This window comes from Ruegeria profundi (genome assembly GCF_049800715.1).
Taxonomy (GTDB): Bacteria; Pseudomonadota; Alphaproteobacteria; order Rhodobacterales; family Rhodobacteraceae; genus Ruegeria; species Ruegeria profundi_A.
Genome location: NZ_JBNAFO010000005.1, coordinates 44,257 through 61,447 on the forward strand (window position 1 = coordinate 44,257; position 17,191 = coordinate 61,447).

At 56.8% G+C, this 17,191-nt stretch carries 22 protein-coding genes; 5 read left to right on the forward strand and 17 right to left on the reverse strand.

Annotation, left to right across the window (positions count from 1 at the left end):
- Positions 1 to 179: 179 nt before the first annotated feature.
- From ACP15L_RS09835 to ACP15L_RS09900, 14 genes are all read right to left on the reverse strand, one after another.
- The gene (locus ACP15L_RS09835; RefSeq protein ID WP_425084019.1) at positions 180 to 719 is read right to left on the reverse strand and encodes a GNAT family N-acetyltransferase; all 540 of its coding nucleotides are present in this window, start codon (positions 717 to 719) and stop codon (positions 180 to 182) included.
- Entirely contained in the window at positions 703 to 1,398 is a 696-nt protein-coding gene (locus ACP15L_RS09840) for an SOS response-associated peptidase (protein ID WP_425084020.1), read from the reverse strand. Before ACP15L_RS09840 ends, ACP15L_RS09835 begins: the two co-directional genes overlap by 17 nt.
- Positions 1,399 to 2,044: 646 nt before the next feature.
- Positions 2,045 to 2,359, reverse strand: coding sequence for a hypothetical protein (locus tag ACP15L_RS09845; protein WP_425084021.1), 315 nt, complete (start codon positions 2,357 to 2,359; stop codon positions 2,045 to 2,047).
- Complete coding sequence (locus ACP15L_RS09850) at positions 2,356 to 2,802, reverse strand: DUF5681 domain-containing protein (protein ID WP_425084022.1); 447 nt, start codon at positions 2,800 to 2,802, stop codon at positions 2,356 to 2,358. Before ACP15L_RS09850 ends, ACP15L_RS09845 begins: the two co-directional genes overlap by 4 nt.
- A gap of 149 nt (positions 2,803 to 2,951) precedes the next feature.
- Complete coding sequence (locus ACP15L_RS09855; protein ID WP_425084023.1) at positions 2,952 to 3,476, reverse strand: hypothetical protein; 525 nt, start codon at positions 3,474 to 3,476, stop codon at positions 2,952 to 2,954.
- On the reverse strand, positions 3,477 to 3,683 hold the full coding sequence (locus ACP15L_RS09860) for a transcriptional coactivator p15/PC4 family protein (RefSeq protein WP_425084024.1): 207 nt from the start codon (positions 3,681 to 3,683) through the stop codon (positions 3,477 to 3,479). It lies immediately after the preceding gene.
- Between the two features lie 100 nt (positions 3,684 to 3,783).
- On the reverse strand, positions 3,784 to 4,155 hold the full coding sequence (locus ACP15L_RS09865; RefSeq protein ID WP_425084025.1) for a hypothetical protein: 372 nt from the start codon (positions 4,153 to 4,155) through the stop codon (positions 3,784 to 3,786).
- Between the two features lie 108 nt (positions 4,156 to 4,263).
- Entirely contained in the window at positions 4,264 to 4,437 is a 174-nt protein-coding gene (locus ACP15L_RS09870; protein ID WP_425084026.1) for a helix-turn-helix transcriptional regulator, read from the reverse strand.
- Positions 4,438 to 4,544: 107 nt separating this feature from the next.
- A complete protein-coding gene (locus ACP15L_RS09875; protein WP_425084027.1) occupies positions 4,545 to 5,027 on the reverse strand; it encodes a hypothetical protein in 483 nt (160 codons plus the stop codon).
- Positions 5,020 to 6,231 carry a tyrosine-type recombinase/integrase gene (locus ACP15L_RS09880; protein WP_425084028.1) on the reverse strand — a complete coding sequence of 404 codons (1,212 nt, stop codon included), beginning with the start codon at positions 6,229 to 6,231 and terminating at the stop codon, positions 5,020 to 5,022. Before ACP15L_RS09880 ends, ACP15L_RS09875 begins: the two co-directional genes overlap by 8 nt.
- Positions 6,232 to 6,559: 328 nt before the next feature.
- Positions 6,560 to 7,030, reverse strand: coding sequence for a hypothetical protein (locus tag ACP15L_RS09885; RefSeq protein WP_425084029.1), 471 nt, complete (start codon positions 7,028 to 7,030; stop codon positions 6,560 to 6,562).
- 132 nt (positions 7,031 to 7,162) lie between these two features.
- The gene (locus ACP15L_RS09890) at positions 7,163 to 8,644 is read right to left on the reverse strand and encodes a heme biosynthesis protein HemY (RefSeq protein ID WP_425084030.1); all 1,482 of its coding nucleotides are present in this window, start codon (positions 8,642 to 8,644) and stop codon (positions 7,163 to 7,165) included.
- A gap of 10 nt (positions 8,645 to 8,654) precedes the next feature.
- A complete protein-coding gene (locus ACP15L_RS09895; RefSeq protein WP_425084031.1) occupies positions 8,655 to 9,959 on the reverse strand; it encodes a COG4223 family protein in 1,305 nt (434 codons plus the stop codon).
- 54 nt (positions 9,960 to 10,013) lie between these two features.
- A complete protein-coding gene (locus tag ACP15L_RS09900; RefSeq protein WP_425084032.1) occupies positions 10,014 to 10,727 on the reverse strand; it encodes a uroporphyrinogen-III synthase in 714 nt (237 codons plus the stop codon).
- 97 nt (positions 10,728 to 10,824) lie between these two features.
- Between ACP15L_RS09900 and tsaD the strand changes: the two genes are divergently transcribed.
- The 4 genes from tsaD to ACP15L_RS09920 are packed head-to-tail and all read left to right on the forward strand — an operon-like array spanning position 10,825 to position 13,574.
- Entirely contained in the window at positions 10,825 to 11,922 is a 1,098-nt protein-coding gene (gene tsaD, locus ACP15L_RS09905; RefSeq protein WP_425084033.1) for a tRNA (adenosine(37)-N6)-threonylcarbamoyltransferase complex transferase subunit TsaD, read from the forward strand.
- Positions 11,919 to 12,881 carry an NAD(P)H-dependent glycerol-3-phosphate dehydrogenase gene (locus ACP15L_RS09910; protein WP_425084034.1) on the forward strand — a complete coding sequence of 321 codons (963 nt, stop codon included), beginning with the start codon at positions 11,919 to 11,921 and terminating at the stop codon, positions 12,879 to 12,881. The genes tsaD and ACP15L_RS09910 overlap by 4 nt, the downstream gene beginning before the upstream one ends.
- Position 12,882: 1 nt before the next feature.
- Positions 12,883 to 13,152: a YciI family protein gene (locus ACP15L_RS09915; protein WP_170380168.1), complete on the forward strand. Its 270-nt coding sequence runs from the start codon at positions 12,883 to 12,885 to the stop codon at positions 13,150 to 13,152.
- Positions 13,152 to 13,574 (forward strand): EVE domain-containing protein, encoded by a 423-nt coding sequence (locus tag ACP15L_RS09920; protein WP_425084035.1) that lies wholly within the window; start codon positions 13,152 to 13,154, stop codon positions 13,572 to 13,574. The genes ACP15L_RS09915 and ACP15L_RS09920 overlap by 1 nt, the downstream gene beginning before the upstream one ends.
- 319 nt (positions 13,575 to 13,893) lie before the next feature.
- Here ACP15L_RS09920 and ACP15L_RS09925 read toward each other — a convergent pair whose 3' ends face one another.
- Together ACP15L_RS09925 and ACP15L_RS09930 are read right to left on the reverse strand one after the other, a co-directional pair.
- Entirely contained in the window at positions 13,894 to 14,235 is a 342-nt protein-coding gene (locus ACP15L_RS09925) for a DUF2853 family protein (RefSeq protein ID WP_170380170.1), read from the reverse strand.
- 115 nt (positions 14,236 to 14,350) lie between these two features.
- On the reverse strand, positions 14,351 to 15,241 hold the full coding sequence (locus ACP15L_RS09930; protein ID WP_425084036.1) for a LysR family transcriptional regulator: 891 nt from the start codon (positions 15,239 to 15,241) through the stop codon (positions 14,351 to 14,353).
- A 91-nt stretch (positions 15,242 to 15,332) separates the two neighbouring features.
- Here ACP15L_RS09930 and ACP15L_RS09935 point away from each other — a divergent pair, with 91 nt between their 5' ends.
- The gene (locus tag ACP15L_RS09935) at positions 15,333 to 16,409 is read left to right on the forward strand and encodes an L-dopachrome tautomerase-related protein (protein ID WP_425084037.1); all 1,077 of its coding nucleotides are present in this window, start codon (positions 15,333 to 15,335) and stop codon (positions 16,407 to 16,409) included.
- 35 nt (positions 16,410 to 16,444) lie between these two features.
- Here the strand turns inward: ACP15L_RS09935 and ACP15L_RS09940 are convergent, their stop codons facing one another.
- A complete protein-coding gene (locus ACP15L_RS09940) occupies positions 16,445 to 17,191 on the reverse strand; it encodes an extensin family protein (protein WP_170550928.1) in 747 nt (248 codons plus the stop codon).

Here is a 17,191-nt window from a genome sequence, read left to right on the forward strand (position 1 = left end):
CTCTGCCAGTATCAATGCTCCAATGGTATCATATTACCCCAAAAAAAGCAAGAACAAGATAGGAACATCCTCGTGCTAAATAGCTATCAGTCACGCCGCACTCGTTTCCGAGTTTGGGCAACCTCCGCTTGATATGGCCAATGAGTTGACCGAGTTGCCCACATGCGCCTTATGTTGCGTCACCAATGGTTTGGATCGTCAAGCGGGCCAACGCATCTCGACGGACCTCTAAGCGGGAGGAATGACCCGGATTTCAGGGTCTGGCCCAACCATCCTTCTGGATACTGTAAAGGCAAGGGCGGTTGCGCATCGGCTTCCGTTATGTGAGCGAAGCCCACTTTTGAATAGAAGTTGATGTCGCCATAGGTCAGGGCAACATCCACCCCACGATCCTGTAGTGCTTGCAGTGCATGTTTAATCAATCGTTGCCCTAGTCCTTTACCCTGTTGAGCGGTTGCCACCGCCACGGGCGCAAGAATGAACACCGTCCGATTATCATCGGCATAGGCCATGCGTGTGAAAATGATACCGGCCAAAACCTCCTCGTTCTCAATTGCCGAGAAAACGTGCAGGTCGTCAGATGCAAGCGAAGTCAGCATGTCGGCTACCAACGCCTTAATCAACGCTCCAGCCTCGGGTCCTTCCGATGCGACAAAGGTGTCGAAGAACATCGCAATGATGGCGTCGGCTTTGTCTACGTAGTCAGTCGTAAATTCCATCGTTTATTCCTACTGGGTCCGACTTCTCACCCTCGCCAAACCGAACAATTTGCATCTCGTCTGAATTGTAGGGATTTAACAGTTCGAATGCGTCATCCGCGTTGCCATCCATCCATTGCTCATAGTCCTCCGGCTTGAGGATGACGGGCATTCTCTGCGGGTGGATGGGCTTCACCAGTTGATTGGCCGTCGTGGTGATGACGGTGTAGGTTTCAACCTCCTCGGGTCCTTCTTTGCCCTGGTACCGCGAGGCTTGCCACATGCCCGCAAATGCGAATGGCGGGCGGTCCTCATCGCCTTTTAGAGCGAACCAGTGGTAAGTGGCCGGGTTTCTTCCTTGGGCCTCACAGAACGAACTAGCCGGAACGAGGCAGCGCCGCTCCGCAAAGCTCTGTTTCCACAAGCCGTTTGAGCGCACCTTGTCATCACGTGCGTTATTCCAGGCACCCGGTTGGACAATAGCACCGGTTTTCTTTGACTTCTTTGTCGTACGAAATCCCCAACTCAGCGAGACCAGCTCACGCTTACCTTCGTCGCCTTTCCTGACCACAGGAGCTAAGTGCTTTGGGTAGATGGCTGGCAATGGTTCCGCATTCCCGAGCCTGTCACGTTCAACGGCCACATCAAACAGTTGGCGCATCGCTGTGGCCGGGATGGTGTTGGAGTATAGGTTGCACATAGCCAGAAAGGCTAAGCACAAGAACCGAATTGGACAAGGCAGTGTGTTTTGACCGTTCCCCAGATCCGGCCAGAGGATTGCTGCGAAATACCAATACCCGCTGAATCTATAGGTCTTTCGAAATCTTGGAGCTTTTGGTGATGTGAGGGGCTGGTTGAGGGGGTATGGACCAGCCCCTTTTTCTCACCCGTGAGTAAGTGGAGGTGTGTGTAGTCTGGACTACTGTGACACCAATGCTTGTTGGTTAAAATTGGGGAAACCCCGTATCGCCCAGTTTTATGGCGAAACGATTTGTTTCTCGGTCCGAAACGGAAAGTTTCACAATGAATCGTGGACACAATTTGGCCACAATGCGATCCTCTGACCGTGGGTGACATGCTTGTATTTTAGAACGTTCTGGTTTTTCCGACTGGATTTGAGGGGGTTAATTGGTTCGGTGTGTCACCCAACGATGCCCTGAAGCAACCAACGATAGCAAAGAAGTGCTTTCCGTTACGTCAGCGAGCTTCCCGCCTTTCTTTCATTAATCTGTCACAATTCAAACATTCAGATTCGATAGCGGGTAAGTGCGGCGCGTCTTGAATGGGGTTTGCGATTGTAAATGAGGGGGTACGAGTTCGGCGCGTCGTACCCCAAAACGGTAAAATCAAATCCACTTCACATCCCATCGTAGTGTTACAGTCGCACCTACCTTTTTGCCGATAAGGATACCCATTTGCTCGAAACGGTGCATGAATTCCGCGCCTGTCTCACCATCTTTTCGCTCTAAGGTCTCTGCTTCTTTCGAACCGGATACACTAACAATGGCACGATGAACGTTCTCCACCAGATTTCGCGGGTATTCGCCTTCTGTTGAGATGGAAGCACCGTGTCTGTCAAACAACTGGCCTTCCGTGACAACGACCTTGAATTCGTTTTCTGATACTGTTTCTAGTTTTTTGATACGCTTTCTCATGCTCATTTTGCTGCCTCCAATGCCGTGATCCGGCGTTCCAGTTCGGTTGTTTCCAGCACCCGTCTGTACTGCTCCACCAGCCCCATGACTGTTGCGCCCTCCAATGGTGTCACTTCGCCCTGAGAAACCGCCTGTAAGACCGCCTGAGCGGCCTCGGAGGCGTCCTCAGCGGATTTGATAGGCGGGAGGTCGAAACTAACCGGTGCGTCCTTCCTCGTAGGCGCTATCCGCTCCAGACAGAGGCGCAGGGCAGTGCTGTCACCCTCTAGCGCCATTTCGACAGCCTTTTGCGTGATTGCTTCTGACTGCCCCTCAAGCAGCTCCTCAACCGCGCGTGTGACCTTATGACGTGCTCCTCTAGGTCGTCCTGAGTTACCAACTGCGAAAGTGCCGTCCGGGTTTCGCTCGTCCCTTGTCATGCCGTTTTTTCGGTCTGGTTCATGCGTCATTGCTCATACCTCGTTTGTTGGATTGTTGGTGCAGGAGGTGTCCGTTTCCCCCAGACCCCCTGGTAGATTAAGGATGTCTTAAAAGTTGCGACGGGAGACCTGCCGAAATCGGGTGTTTTCGTCGCAAATATTGATACGGCCCGTCGCATTTATTGCGTCGCTTCCGATTTTCTCGTCGCAAATTCTATGACGGTCTCGTCGCAGTTTTTGAGACAGGGTTTTGTTTTTCCTCCCTTGCCAGTTGGGTTGTGAATCGGGGCTTTGACGACTGCGAAATCTGAGCCCTTCGACCACTGCTTGTACAACCTTCTGCCGGACTCGCCGCGTGCGGTTGGCAGTGAAATCTCGGTGAGTTCAAAAAGCGGAGAAGATGCGACGCCGCTGGTGCCCAGTTTTGGTGGACGCGTAACGGCAATGAAACCCTTTGCTTGAAGCTCTCTAAACGCTTTGGCAGCTGTGTTGTATGACACTCCCAAACGTTCAGCGGCTTGTCTGACGCTTAGGCAAATCTTGCCGTTATTGTTGTATTCCACACCGTGCCATTCCAGCCTGAGCCAAGGGTAAAGTGCCTGCGCCGTTGACGAGAGGGCCCGCCAAGCGGGCTCCTCCATCATGTTTCTGACAAGCTTGGTCCAATGCTCGCCGCGTTTTTCGTTCTTCCTGTCGCGCCCCATCTAGGCCACCTCCGCCCTGCTGAGCGCATCAATGAACTCAGGCAGCAATTCAGCCTTGAAGGCGACTCCTTGTTTGCCGGGTAGCATCTCTCCATCTTTCGAGACGAAGAACACGCGGATGTTGATGAGATCGTACCCTTGGAAGTCATCCCGGCTGACGCGGAATTCCTCACGGCTGTTTTTCGGGATCTGGGAAATGAGGGCCATTAGCGGCCCTCCCCATAATGCAGGGTTGCGACAAGACGGGCTGCGGTCTCTGAGAGACCATGCTTGCGGCGGAGGATGCGGGTTTGCAAGTCGATGGGTCTCATGCTGCCACCCCGTTTGCTGCGATTGGCGTCACATTATCATCGAGAAAATAGACACCGAACCGCATCCGATCAGTTTCCTTGTCGTTCGAATACGTCTCCGTGCGAATGCTTAAACCGTAGTCCCGCTTCAGCAATAGAACTCGGTCGCTGATACGAACCGGACTTGCGCAATACAGGGGGCCGTCGATAAGGGCCAAAAGAACACGGATCGTGCCGCGTCCACTAATGCATACGAGACGTTCACCGGCGTCAGAGTTGCGGACCTTGAAGTTTTGGATTTTTGCGGCATTTGGGAAGTCAGCCCAACGGTTCTTACGCTGTGCGTTTGACGGTGGGAGTTCGAGTTCCTGTTTCTGCTCAATACTCAAGTTTCTTCTCCTCGGTTCTTGCACCAAGGGCGAAAAGCGGTTACATTTGTAACTATCCTACTAGCCGCAATTGTATTCCGCCCGCGCCCTGTTCCTGGGTGCGGGTTTTTAGGTGGCAATTGCCTGCTCTAGTGCGTTTTCAACATCGGCCTCGTTCCAATACAAACGCGACCCAAGTTTGACCGGTTTAGGAAGGCGGCCATTTTCAACATCACGATAGATGGTGGTGCGGCCTCGACCGCCCAGCTTGTCCTGCAGTTCGCGAAACGAAAGATATTTCATTTGCGTCCCCTATATTGGGGTGCGCGGCCCATTCGAATTCCACAGTGCGCACCGGTGAGCCGTGGTACACACACACTGAAGGATCTTTATTTGTCAGTCATTTGCGGTTAAATAGCATCGATTTTTTCGCAAATCTCAGAATTCCAATCGCTGTCAATCTCTAGAATTTTCTTTCCCCTAGAAATCGAAGATGCATAGCTTCCGCTTGGTGGAAAAGCTCTTGCTTGCATGGGCAAATTTAAGCGTTCTTCTACAGCTATTGCCATGCTCACCAGGGTGCCTATAGAACAATTCAGCTTAGTTCCGCCGATGGTTTGATTGACCATTTTCCAAAGGAGAAATGCTCTGTAGGCGTCTTTGGATGCCAGAGGATCTTTTGCAGGGCGGCCCTTGGGGTTGGTTAAAGCACATTGAATGAAATGCTCCCTTTCCACGCAATAACCTATGTAAGCCCAGCGAATTGCCTGCCGGGTTGCACCCGTTCCCATACCGGGGACGTAATTCTCGCTGGGTTCTTCCCATTGCTGTTCGAAATTGTCGTGGTCTGACTGACCAGTGTCCAAAATTCCGCGCATCTTTCTTTCACTCATTCCGCGCTCCAAACTGCACCAAGTTATTGTCATCATTGATAAAGTTTAATTGCAGATGGACGGCCCATCGATCCATCAGCGCGCGCCGTTGTTCCAAGAAATCGGTGCGTTTGTAGGCTCGTTCAACTGAACCACCGACAACATGACCCAGACAGGTTTCCGCAACCTCGAAAGGCACGTTTTGCGTTTCTGCTACCCAATCCCTAAAGGATGACCGGAAGCCATGTGGGCGCTCAACCAATTCGCGCCGCTTCATTAAAGCCCCCATCGACATGTCCGATATGACACCGCGCCGAACGCCAGGGAAAAGCAATCCATCCCGCGCCATTGGTTTGGCCCGTTCGATTGCCGCCAGAGCTTCAACCGATAGAGGCACGCGGAATTCTTCAGTTGCATCCCTGCGCCCTTTCATCGCTTCTGCGGGAATGGTCCAAACATCGCCTTCAATCTGATCCAGATGCAGGTTTCGAAGAGGAAATGACCGAACTGCAGTGAGGATAAGCAGGCGCAGCGCAAGCTCAGTTATCGTTCCGCCATCCAGGCTTTGATAGAAGGCCGGAACTTCCTTCCACGGCATGGCAGGGATGTTCTGCGGTTTGTGACGTTGCTTGCCTAGCAGTGCTTTTGCCTTGTCTGTCGCTTGCAGATCCACATCGAGCCCCAACGCTGCCGCGTGTCGCATCACAATGGATAGACGGTTCATAGCCTTTCGTGCGGTATCGGCTTTGTCATGCCAGATAGGGGCAAGAGTGTCGCGGATGTCCTTTTGGTCCAGTTCGACAACAGGCACCTTTCCCAGCTTGGAGAGAACATGCAGTTCCAGTGGCGAAAACCAGCGACCAGCTTTACCGTCGCCTTTCAACTCCGCTTTCCGGCTTTCGAATGCGTCTTCAGCAATGTCTTTCAACAAATGAAGCTTGCTCGCTTCTTCACGCTTAAGGCGCTCCCGTTCCTTGATTGGGTCGACACCCTTCCTCGCAACAGCCCGCCAGTTGTCTGCTTCCTGGCGAACTTCTTTCAGTGAAACTTCTGGAAACGAACCTAAGCCCATCTCTCGCCGCCTACCGTGGACAGTTACCCGCAAGAACCATTGCGCTCCGCCGTCCTCACGCCGATGGAACCAGAGCCCGCCGCCGTCGGAGTATTTCCCCGGCGGTACAGACTTCAGGGTCGATGCGCTCAGCTTATTCAAAGGACGTGACATTCGTCCACCTCTCTATCCACCCTCTACATATAGTATAAGGTGGGGCATAGTGGAACACGGTGGCACAGTTAAATCACTGAAAAACAATCATCATGTGAAATTCTGGGGCATGATGAAACACCCTGAAACAAGAATTAGATGCCTCTCCTGGGCACCAACTCCCCCTAATTTGTATTGATTACTCGCATTTGCGGCGTGGAAATAGCCCGTGTGTTTGGGGAATTCAGTCTCAGATTCCAATCACACGCACAGCATTTCATGCCTTGAGCGTCGAGGTCAGGGCCTCGCAAAGCACTTCTCTGCGTAGGCCCCGACCTTTGTCCCAGACTTACTTGGCTTTCTTTTCAAGGTTTTGCCAGAACTTCAGCTTTTCGTCGAAGGTCTTTTCCATCTGCTTCGGCTTCGCTTTCGGGACGGCCTGTTGCACCACATGCGTCGCCTCGTGACCGATCAATTTCTTGGCCGCCGATGCAGTCTTGGCAGCTTTCGAAACCTGAACCAGAAGGTCTTTGTTGGCCTTTTCGTCCATACACTTTTTCTTCTTGGCAGTCGAAATGGCCTTCTGCGCAGCTTTGCCTTGCTTCATCGCCACTACAATTGCCTTTTTCAACGGTGCCAGTGTTTTCTTCGCGACAGGAGACGCCTTTTCCGCCTGGTCGATGATTTTGGATTGCTGGACAATCGCCGCCGCGAGTTTGTCCGCCTCTTTTTCAAATTTATCCAGGCCTTTTTCATCAATTTTCATTGTGTTTCTCCTCAATCTAAAACGCTTGGTCGATTCATCGAGAGAATGCGGCAAATGCTACCGGTAAGTCAGTGAAACCCGTCACACTGGCGTTAAACACACCAAAGCAGCGCCCCTTGGGGGCGGAGCCAAAAACTTTTGTCTATTGCAAGGCCGCTGTGGGCCGGAAAAGTTCAGCCCTTTGGATCAGGCCTGCTTCTCTACGGTCTCATCCACCGCGTCGGCGTTCAGCTCGATCACTTCGGCAGACGCTTCCTTTTCTGGCTCCTCGCTAGGCGAGGTTTGATCTTCTAGGGCGCCCACAATCAACGGCAACATATGCACACCTGTGGCCGTGGCGATCTCGGGCGTCTGAGGTGTCTGCCAGCTGAGCGTATCGAAGCTGCCGCAATTCTGGCAGACCGGGCCCCATTCGGGCTGAATGTCGTGACAGTTCTCGCAGACCCATTGCGGCCCACGCGGAGCGGTCAAGGCCTTGGCCAGCCAACCCTGCACAACGGCGTCCGAGGCACCCTCACCGCGTTCGATCGCCGCCATCAACGTGTACCCACGGGCATCAGCCTGTTTTTCGACCACATCCCCCAGCGCGCGACGCGCTTCAGGGAAGTCCTCGGCGACGATGTTCAATTCGGCCAGAATCAGGCGGGTTTCCATGTTCTCAGGGTGGATACGGGTCAGCGCGGTGAACCGCTTGATCCGGTCCTGAGCCGACTCCTCCGGTGCAATCTCGGCAAAGGCATGGGCGAGATCGGGGTGGGGCTGAACCTCCCACGCTTTCTTGAGGATCTTGGTCGCCGCGCGCGGTTTACCCTTTTCGATATAGGCCCGCGCAGCCATGGCGGCGGCGGGCACCAGATCGGGTGACAGGCGGTTGGCCTCGATGGCTTGTTCTTGTTGCTCGACGCTTGCGCCATCGTCCAGAATACCCTTGGCCTCGGACAGGGCCAGAACCGCGTCGCGCCGTTTGAACACATCGCGCGGCAGGTACCCGGCTTTCAGCTTCGATGTCAGAGTCGACCGCGCTCCGGCCCAATCCTGCGCTTTGGTCTGCAGGTTCAGCAAAACATCTTGCGTTTCCTCATGGCGCGGTTTCAGCGCGAGGGCCTTCTCAGCCAGTTTCCGCGCCGTTTCGTCATCGCCTTCGGCCAGCTTCTGTTTCATGATACCGCGCACACCGACAAAGCGCGTGGCGCTATTGGTCACCAGCTTTTTGTAGGTTTCCGAGGCCTTTTTGGTGTCGCCCGTCATCTCCGCCGCTTGTGCGACCAGCAAATTGGTCAGTTCCGGCTTGTTCAGCAGCTTTTCCGCTTTGGAAGCCTTGGCCATCGCCATGCGACCCTCGCCCGACGCCAACGCCATGAGACCGTCGGACAGCGCCTCATACCCGCGCCGTTCGCGACTGCGATCGAAATGGCGCGACAGGGCGGTTTCATCACCGTTGAGGAATTTCAGCGTCGCGATCAGCAAGCTCAGCAGCTTGAAGAACAACCAGACGCCAAAGACCAGCACGCCCAGGGCGATCACCGATTGCAGCGGCCCCAGCGTGTATTCCACTCCGGCGACGGTGATCTGAACCCCGCCACTGGTTTGCATAAGGAAGTGACCACCCAAAGCCAGAAGGCCGATAATCGCAACAAAAACAAGGATCTTAAACAATGACCACAGCATGGCAGGTCCTTCAGTTCGAGTTCAGGTCGGAAGCAAGCGTATCGGCGGCCTCAACCGCCGCGACCCGGGTCTGGGCGGCTTGTTCCCAATCGGCCATTGCGGTCTGCGCCGCCTCTGGCAGGGATTTCAACTCAGTCAGGGCAGTAGCGACGTCACCATCGGCCAAGGCCGCCTGAGCACGCGACAGCACAGCATCCGGACCATCCCCATCCTGAGGGGTCACCGATCGCGCGCCGGTCTGGCGTTGCAAAAAGGCGATCACGCCCGTGCCTTTGTCCGCATCCCGCGCATCCGCCAAAGCGGTACGCGCCGCCGCAGGGAATGAGGCCCGCAAGGACGACAGCGTCTCAACCCCTTTATCTGCAGGCATTGAGAGCGCATCAGGCACCGTCACACCCCCCGCTTGCAATTCGCCCAAAAGGTCCGAATAGGGCTGACCCGCATCCAATTGCCCGTGTAGGCGGGACAGGATGGCGAGGTTGGTCGCGGCTTGCGCTTCGGCCGTTGCTTTCGCCTCAAGCGCCTGCGCATCGGCGACCATCTTTTCGACCTCACCGCGCTGCGCCGCCAGTGAGTCCTGCAACTTTTTCAATTCGGCCTCAAAAGCAGCGGTCGCTTCGGGCGAGGTGCTTGCCGTGATGGGCGCCTTCTCAAGCTCGGCTAGCCGGTCGGCCAGGGGCGCGATCTGACCCGTCAGAGAGTCGACACTGGATTTCACGGCGGTCAGATCTGCATCAACCGGGTCCAGCTTTTGCGACAGCGCCTGAACCTGTTCCGTCAGGCCCGACACGTCCGGCGCATCCGAGAGCTTCTTGGTCAGCGCTTCGATCTGGTCTGATTGTTCCGAGAGCTTCGATTCAAGCGCCGCAATTACGTCCGAGTTATCCGACCCACCAGACGAGATCAGCCCCGTTTGGGCCGCCGCGAAGCCAAGGCCCGCGGCAATCACACCACCTATCAGGGCCGGAACAAATCCGCCGCGTTGTTCCTGGGTCGGTTCGGCGGGTTTCTCATCGGCCTGCATAGGTTCCGACGGCTCGACGGACGCTTCGGCTTCGGCTTCGGCTTCGGCTTCGGCTTCGGCTTCGGCTTCGGCTTCGGCTTCGGCTTCGGCTTCGGCTTCGGCTTCGGCTTCGGCTTCGGCTTCGGCTTCGGCTTCGGCTTCGGCTTCGGAAATCAGGTCCTCATTCGGCGCATCTTCGTCAACAGGCGACCCTTCAGTTTCACCGCTAGGTTCAACGCTTACATCTTCGACCACATCGTCTGTTTTCGGGGTTTCCACCGGTTCCTGATCGGATTTCTTTTTGCCCGCCACCGTCAAATTCCCCTTATCGATTCTAAAATCACCAGAACTACAGACTGTTCCAAGTTAATCTGCACCCGGCTCTCTCTCAACCCGCAACGCGTGTTTCACAAGCTTTTTAACGGCCTTACGCATCTTCTTGGGCGTCGGTTCCTTGGCGATCCTCAGGCGCTCATACCCCAAGGATTTAAGGGGTTCCGCCGTTGCCTCGCTGATTGCGGCCAGCCATAGCGGGGCAGTGCCCGCCCAGATGTCGGCAAATTGTCGCGCGGTGCGGGGTGAGAAAATAGGCGCGATCACTGGCCTGTCGCCCTCGGATGCGGCCTTTGCCTCGGGGCTGAGCGGCAGCAGAAGTTGCTGGTACACCGCCTGTTCGCGCGTGGTTACGCCCATCTCCGTCAGACGCTCGGCGATGTTGCCCCGGCTGTGTTCGCCGCGCAGATGCAACAGCGGGCTGGTTGGTCTGATTTGCAAAAGACCGGCCACAAGCTCTTCAGCCTTACCACCGACCATACGCGCATCCCAGCCCGCGCTTTCGGCGGTTGCGGTCGTGGTCGGACCCACGCAATAGGCGGGCAAATCCCGGCGCACACCCGCCGAGGCCGCCGCATTCACCGCATTGGAGGACGTGAAGATCAGCCCCTGCGTCTCAGCCGTGCAGATCGGAACCGCCAGAGGTTTAATTTCCAGAATGGGGGAATGGATGACCTCAACACGCGATCTGACGCGAGTGGGAAGCTGCGCAACGAACCTCTCTGAGGCGGCGCGAGGGCGGGTCATCAACAAATACAACTATCGGCGCCTTCGGCCTTGGGATTGTTTGCGTCCGCGCAGGGTGGTACCCCGCTTGGCAATCATGATGCAACGGATCACGCCAATGGTGCAAACACTTACCGTCCTTGGATTGGAAAGCAGCTGTGACGACACAGCCGCCGCCGTCGTGCGCCAAACCGACGGCGAAGGAGCCGAAGTGCTGTCGTCGATTGTCCATGGCCAAACCGAGCTGCACAGCGCTTATGGGGGTGTCGTCCCTGAGATCGCTGCACGTGCCCATGCCGAGAAACTGGATAGCTGCGTCGTTCAGGCGCTAGACGATGCGGGTCTAACACTGGCCGATATGGATGCCATCGCCGTCACCTCCGGGCCCGGCCTGATCGGAGGGGTCATGTCCGGCGTCATGTGTGCTAAGGGGATCAGTGCGGCGACCGGCCTGCCTCTGATCGGGGTAAACCATCTGGCCGGTCACGCTCTGACTCCGCGTCTGACAGATGGAATTGCGTTTCCGTACCTGATGCTGCTGGTCTCGGGCGGGCACTGCCAATACTTGATCGCCCACGGACCCGAGCAATTCACCCGTTTGGGCGGCACCATCGACGATGCCCCCGGTGAGGCTTTTGACAAAACCGCGCGTCTTCTGGGCCTGCCGCAACCCGGTGGACCCTCGGTCGAGGCCGAGGCGCGCCAAGGCGATCCCAAACGGTTCCGTTTTCCCCGGCCCCTGCTGGATCGACCTGGATGTGATCTGTCTTTCTCGGGACTGAAAACCGCGCTGATGCGGATGCGGGATCAGATCGTCGCCGAAAAAACCGGCCTGACCCGTCAGGATCGCGCCGATCTATGTGCCGGGTTTCAGCAGGCCGTCGTGGACACTTTGGCCGAGAAAACACGACGCGCCATGGATCTGTATCTGGCCGAGGTTCCCTCGGACCCGGTCATTGCCGTTGCGGGCGGTGTGGCTGCCAATTCGGCCATTCGCCTCGCGTTAGAGTCTGTTTGTGCCGAAAAAGGCGCACGTTTCACCGCCCCGCCCCTTGCACTTTGCACCGACAATGCCGCCATGATCGCCTATGCGGGGATGGAGCGTTTTCGCACCGGTGCGCGCGACGGTTTGGATCTGACAGCGCGACCCCGTTGGCCTTTGGACCAGACCAGCCCCGCCATGCTGGGTAGAGGAAAGAAGGGCGCAAAGGCATGAGCGTTTCGGTTCTCGGATCAGGGGCGTTTGGCACGGCTCTGGCGATTTCGCTGGCCGATAACGGGCCGGTAAAGCTTTGGTCGCGTAGCGCCGAGCAGGCGAAAGCCATGCAGGATAGTCGGATCAACAAGAGCCGATTGCCCGATGTGATCTTGCCCGATGCCATCACCGTCACTCATGATATCGAAGCAGCGGCGGCAAACGATGTCCTTCTGGTGTCTGTGCCGATGCAACAGTTGCGCCATGCACTGCAGGAACACGTAGCGGTGCTGGCCGGAAAAACGCTGGTTGCGTGCTGCAAGGGGATAGAACTGTCCTCGGGCCTCGGTCCGATTTCCGTGATCCGCGAAACCATTCCGGATGCACGACCAGCGCTTCTGACTGGCCCCAGCTTTGCGGATGACATCGCGCGTGGCCTGCCGACAGCGCTGACCCTGGCCTGTGCAGATGCCGATCTGCTGGAAACACTTCAATCCGAGTTGACCACCGCGAATCTGCGCCTCTACCGCACCACCGATGTGATCGGTGCGGAACTTGGCGGCGCATTGAAAAACGTTATGGCCATCGGATGTGGCGCTGCCATCGGGGCCGGTCTAGGCGACAGCGCCCGTGCTGCCCTGATGACCCGTGGATTTGCGGAAATGCAGCGCTTTGCCCTGATGCGCGGCGCGCAACCAGAGACGCTGATGGGGCTCTCTGGACTGGGTGATCTGGTGCTGACTTGCTCATCCGAGCTGTCCCGAAACTACCGTTTTGGCCTGTGTTTGGGTCGAAACGAACCCTTTGACACCACAACAACCGTCGAAGGTGTCGCCACCGCCCGTGCCATGGCTGACATCGCCAAAGCCGAAGGTCTGGACATGCCCATCAGCGGCACTGTGGCCGACCTGAGCCAAGGCGCCTACAGTGTTGCTCAAGCCATCGAAACCCTGCTCAACCGACCCCTCAAGGAGGAATAACATGCTCATCGCCCTCATCGCCCGTGACAAACCCGGCGCGCTGCAAACCCGTCTGGACAACCGCTCGGCCCATTTGGCCTATATCGAGGAAACCGGCGTTGTATCGCAGGCCGGCCCGCTGCTGGACGGGGACGCGATGATCGGCTCGCTGGTTGTTCTCGATGTCGAAGATTTGGCCGCAGCGCAAAGCTGGGCCGACAATGACCCCTATGCCAAGGCAGGCCTGTTCCAGTCTGTCGAACTGATCCCTTGGAAAAAGGTGATCGGCTGATGGCATACTGGCTGTTCAAATCCGAGCCATCGACCTGGAGCTGGGACCAGCAGGTTGCCAAGGGCGAGGCAGGCGAAGAATGGGACGGCGTGCGCAACTACCAGGCGCGCAATTTCATGCGGCAAATGGCAATCGGCGATCGCGGATTCTTTTACCACTCGCAAAAGGACAAGGCGATCGTCGGCATCGTTGAGGTCTGCGCCGAGGCCCATCCCGACAGCACCACCGATGACGAACGTTGGGAATGCGTGGACATCAAGGCGGTAAGGCCGTTTGAAGTTCACGTCACGCTGGATCAGATCAAAGCGAATGAACGTCTGGGTGAAATGGTGCTGGTGAAAAACTCTCGCCTGTCGGTGCAACCAGTCACCGAGGCGGAATGGCAGGCGATCTGCGCCCTGGGCTCGACTGAGGCCGACTAGATCGCTTTGCGTTTGATTTGAACCGAAATGCGCTGCCTCTCCCTGCGGTCGAACGCGCATTTCGATGACCTTGCCTAGGGCAAAACGCAAAACGCTTTAAAATAGAGGGAAGGCCCTGCACGGTGCAGAACCTTCCCTACCCCACGTGCTCCCTACTCACCACACGCGTATTGGAATCTGTTGGTTCTGACCGTCCTGGCCACATAAGGACCATAGTCTGTTTTCTCAGGCCGCTTCAAACACCAAGTCCTTAAAATATAACTCAAAACAAAAACGCCCGCCGATGGGGAGGCGGGCGTTTGGGTGGAAAACGTTACGTTTAGCCGTAAACGGATTCTTTGCCGAAATGCTTGGTCAGCATGTAGTAGACCACGGCGCGGTACTTGTTGCGCTCGGACATGCCATAGGTTTCCAGCACCGAGTTGATGGCTTCCATCAGCTCGGGCCCGTCGGCCAGACCCAGTTTTTTGATGAGGAAGTTGTTTTTGACAGTCTCCAGCTCTCCGTCCTGGCTGGCTGCCACGGTCGACGCGTCGGCGTCATAGATCGCCGGACCGCACCCGATGGTGACCTTGGTCAGCAGGTCCATATCGGCATCCATGCCGCATTTGTTTTTCAGATCATCTGCGTATTTGGCGATCAGATCGTCGCGTTTTCCCATAAAACAGTCTCCCTATCAGCAGTCCTGGCTGCGGTTACTCAAATCCTAAAAACAGGTGTCGGAAGCCTAGCCATTCCTCTTATTCCCACAAAGGGAAAAATTCCGCGCTTTCCCCCTAAGCGGAGGAGCGCCTTTGTCGCGCGCTTTGAAAGGCTCGATCTGCAAGGTCCGAAAACACGCGAACCTTGCGCCCCGGCGTGCTGCTGCCCGCGTGAACAAAGGCAATCGGCGCAGAGGGGGATTTCAAAACTCCGGGCAAAACCTCGACCAGCGTACCCTGCTGCAGCTCTCGCTGAACGGCCAGACGGGACTTGACCGCCAGCCCCAGCCCCTGCACAGCAGCTTCGGTCAACATGTCCGAGTTGGAAACAGCAATACGCCGCGTGACGGACAGTTGCCCCTCATGGGTGTCGAAACGCGTCTGCCAAGGCAAACACGCCCAGCGCATCTTGCGCAGGTCTTCGACGGATTTGGGCATCTCGTATCGTGCAATGAAACCCGGCGCGGCGCAGATGATCCGGTCGTTGTCGCAGAGCTTGCGCGCCTTCAGTGTGCTGTCGGGCAACTGTCCGACGCGAATGGCGCAATCAACGCCCTCATCGACCAGAGAGACATAGCGGTCGACGGCCAGAAACTCGATCGTAAGATCCGGATGGTCCTCTTGGAAACTGTCCATCGACGGCATGATGAACCGGGACAGGATCCACGGTGACAGCGTCACACGCAGATGGCCGCGGAGCGCTCCCTTGCCGCTTCCGGCCTCCAACTCGGCCTCTCGCAGATCGGATAGGACAGGTTCGATTCGATCCAGAAAGATCAGGCCTTCATTGGTCAACTGCACCCGGCGGCTGTTGCGGTGAAAGAGTTTGAGGTTCAGCACCTCTTCTAACTTCCCGATCCGGTGGCTGACCGTCGCCGCCGAAATGCCCAGCGCCTTTGCAGCCGATCCGACCCCTCCAGTTTTGGCGACAGAGACAAAGGTCAGAAGATCGTTCACATGGTACATTCGAAAATTCCTAACACTGGTTTCGAAATTGAGCCAGTTATCCGCGAAAATTTCAAATGGTATCTGATCGGGCACATCAGAGGAGGACCCGATGAAATCGCTCTATGCAGCTACATGCGCCTTGGCGCTGGCCTTGCCCGCCGCGGCAGCCGAATTGGAAACGTATCTTGAGTTCGAGAAGGCCATGCCTCCGGGCAATCTGGCGATTGGACCGGATGGGCGCATGTTCATGTCGGTGCATGAATTCTACGGGCCTGAATTGCGCGTGGTCGAAGTGATGCCCGACGGATCAACTAAGCCCTACCCGACCGAGGATTGGGCCCGCGCCCCGCAAGACGATGCCGATGGCTTGAACGGCGTTTTAGGCCTGCGGGCAGATCGCGATGGTATCCTGTGGATGCTGGACGGACAGGGTGAAAACCAGACCGGGCGCATTGTCGGTTGGGACACCAAGACCGAGACGCTGCACGCTATCCACTATATCGGCGCCCCTGTTGCGCGGCCGACCTCGTTCCTGAACGATCTGGCTGTGGACCGCGATCATGGGGCGATTTACATCTCGGATACGGGCGACGGTCAGAACTCGGCCATCATCGTGGTTGATCTTGAGACGGGCCGCGCGCGGCGCGTTCTGGAGGGGTCAAAATATACTATTCCCGAGGATACCCCGATGGTGATCGACGGGCGCGAGATCACGCTGGGCGGCAATCCGGCCAAGATCGGCATCAACCCGATCACTGTCGATCCGACCAATACGTGGGTCTACTTCGCGCCCATGACGGCCAGTGCGATGTACCGCATCCCCACTGCAGCATTGCTGGATGAAAGCCTGTCGGATGCCGAGCTTGAGGCGCAGGTCGAACGCTATGGCGATAAACCGATCTCGGATGGCTCGACCGTCGATACCGGCGGCAATGTCTATATCACCGCGATGACGTACAATGCGCTGGGCGTCACCAAGCCGGATGGCACCTATGAGGTACTGTTCCAGTCGGATGACGAATTGCCGTGGCCAGACGGGTTCTCGATCGGTGCGGATGGGTATGTCTATGCCACGATCAACGAGTTGCACCGCTCACCCGTGCTGAACAATGGCGAGGATGCCTCCAAGGGGATCTACAAGATTGTCCGGTTCAAGTCGTTGGCGGATGCGGTCAGCGGACGCTGATCCTGGCCCGGCCCTGTTCTGCGGGGCCGGGATACTCATCGGCAATAGCCCCAGCCGGGGCCTTGCAGATGAAAATGATCCGCGTGCAGGCGATTGAAATTTGGTCCTAAAACCACGCGGAACCAGTCACATGCCCCCTTCCCGATCCGGTGTAGAAACGCACTCTCGGGTCCCGGCGCGGACCAATCCTGAAGCAGGCTGAGCGTCCGCCCATCCGCCAGTTCCACCCCGATGATGTCAATCGAATCCGCTGTTGCGTGGCTGCTCCACCCACTGTTTTCGCCCTGAGCGGTCCGCATGCGACGGCAATTGTAGCTGCCCAGATGCCGCAAGGCGCGCACTTGAGTACCCAACAGGTCCTGCGCGGCGGGTTGGACGACGTGATGCTCCCACATCGCCAGACGCAGGGCCGTTGTACAGCGGGTCTCGACCCCGCCCACCCGGGCACTGACCAAGCGGGACAGCTCACCCCGGCCGGAGATACCGCAGTTCTGGTCGACCACCAGATCCACCATCTCTGAAAACGCGACACCGGCCTCAGACAGCGTGGCCCGACACTGCGCCTCATCCGCCAATGCCCGGTTCAACTGATACTTGGTGACGAGCGTAACCGGCGCGGTCACGGTCAGGTCCCGCAGAGGGTTCCAGTGATCCGGCAGAGGTGATTTGGGATGCGACAGCAGCACATACCCGGCCGATCCAACAAGAAATAGAAATACGATGATCGAAAAGAAAGACGCCGCCAGATACAAGATCCGGCGGCGTCCTGAACGTTTGGTCAT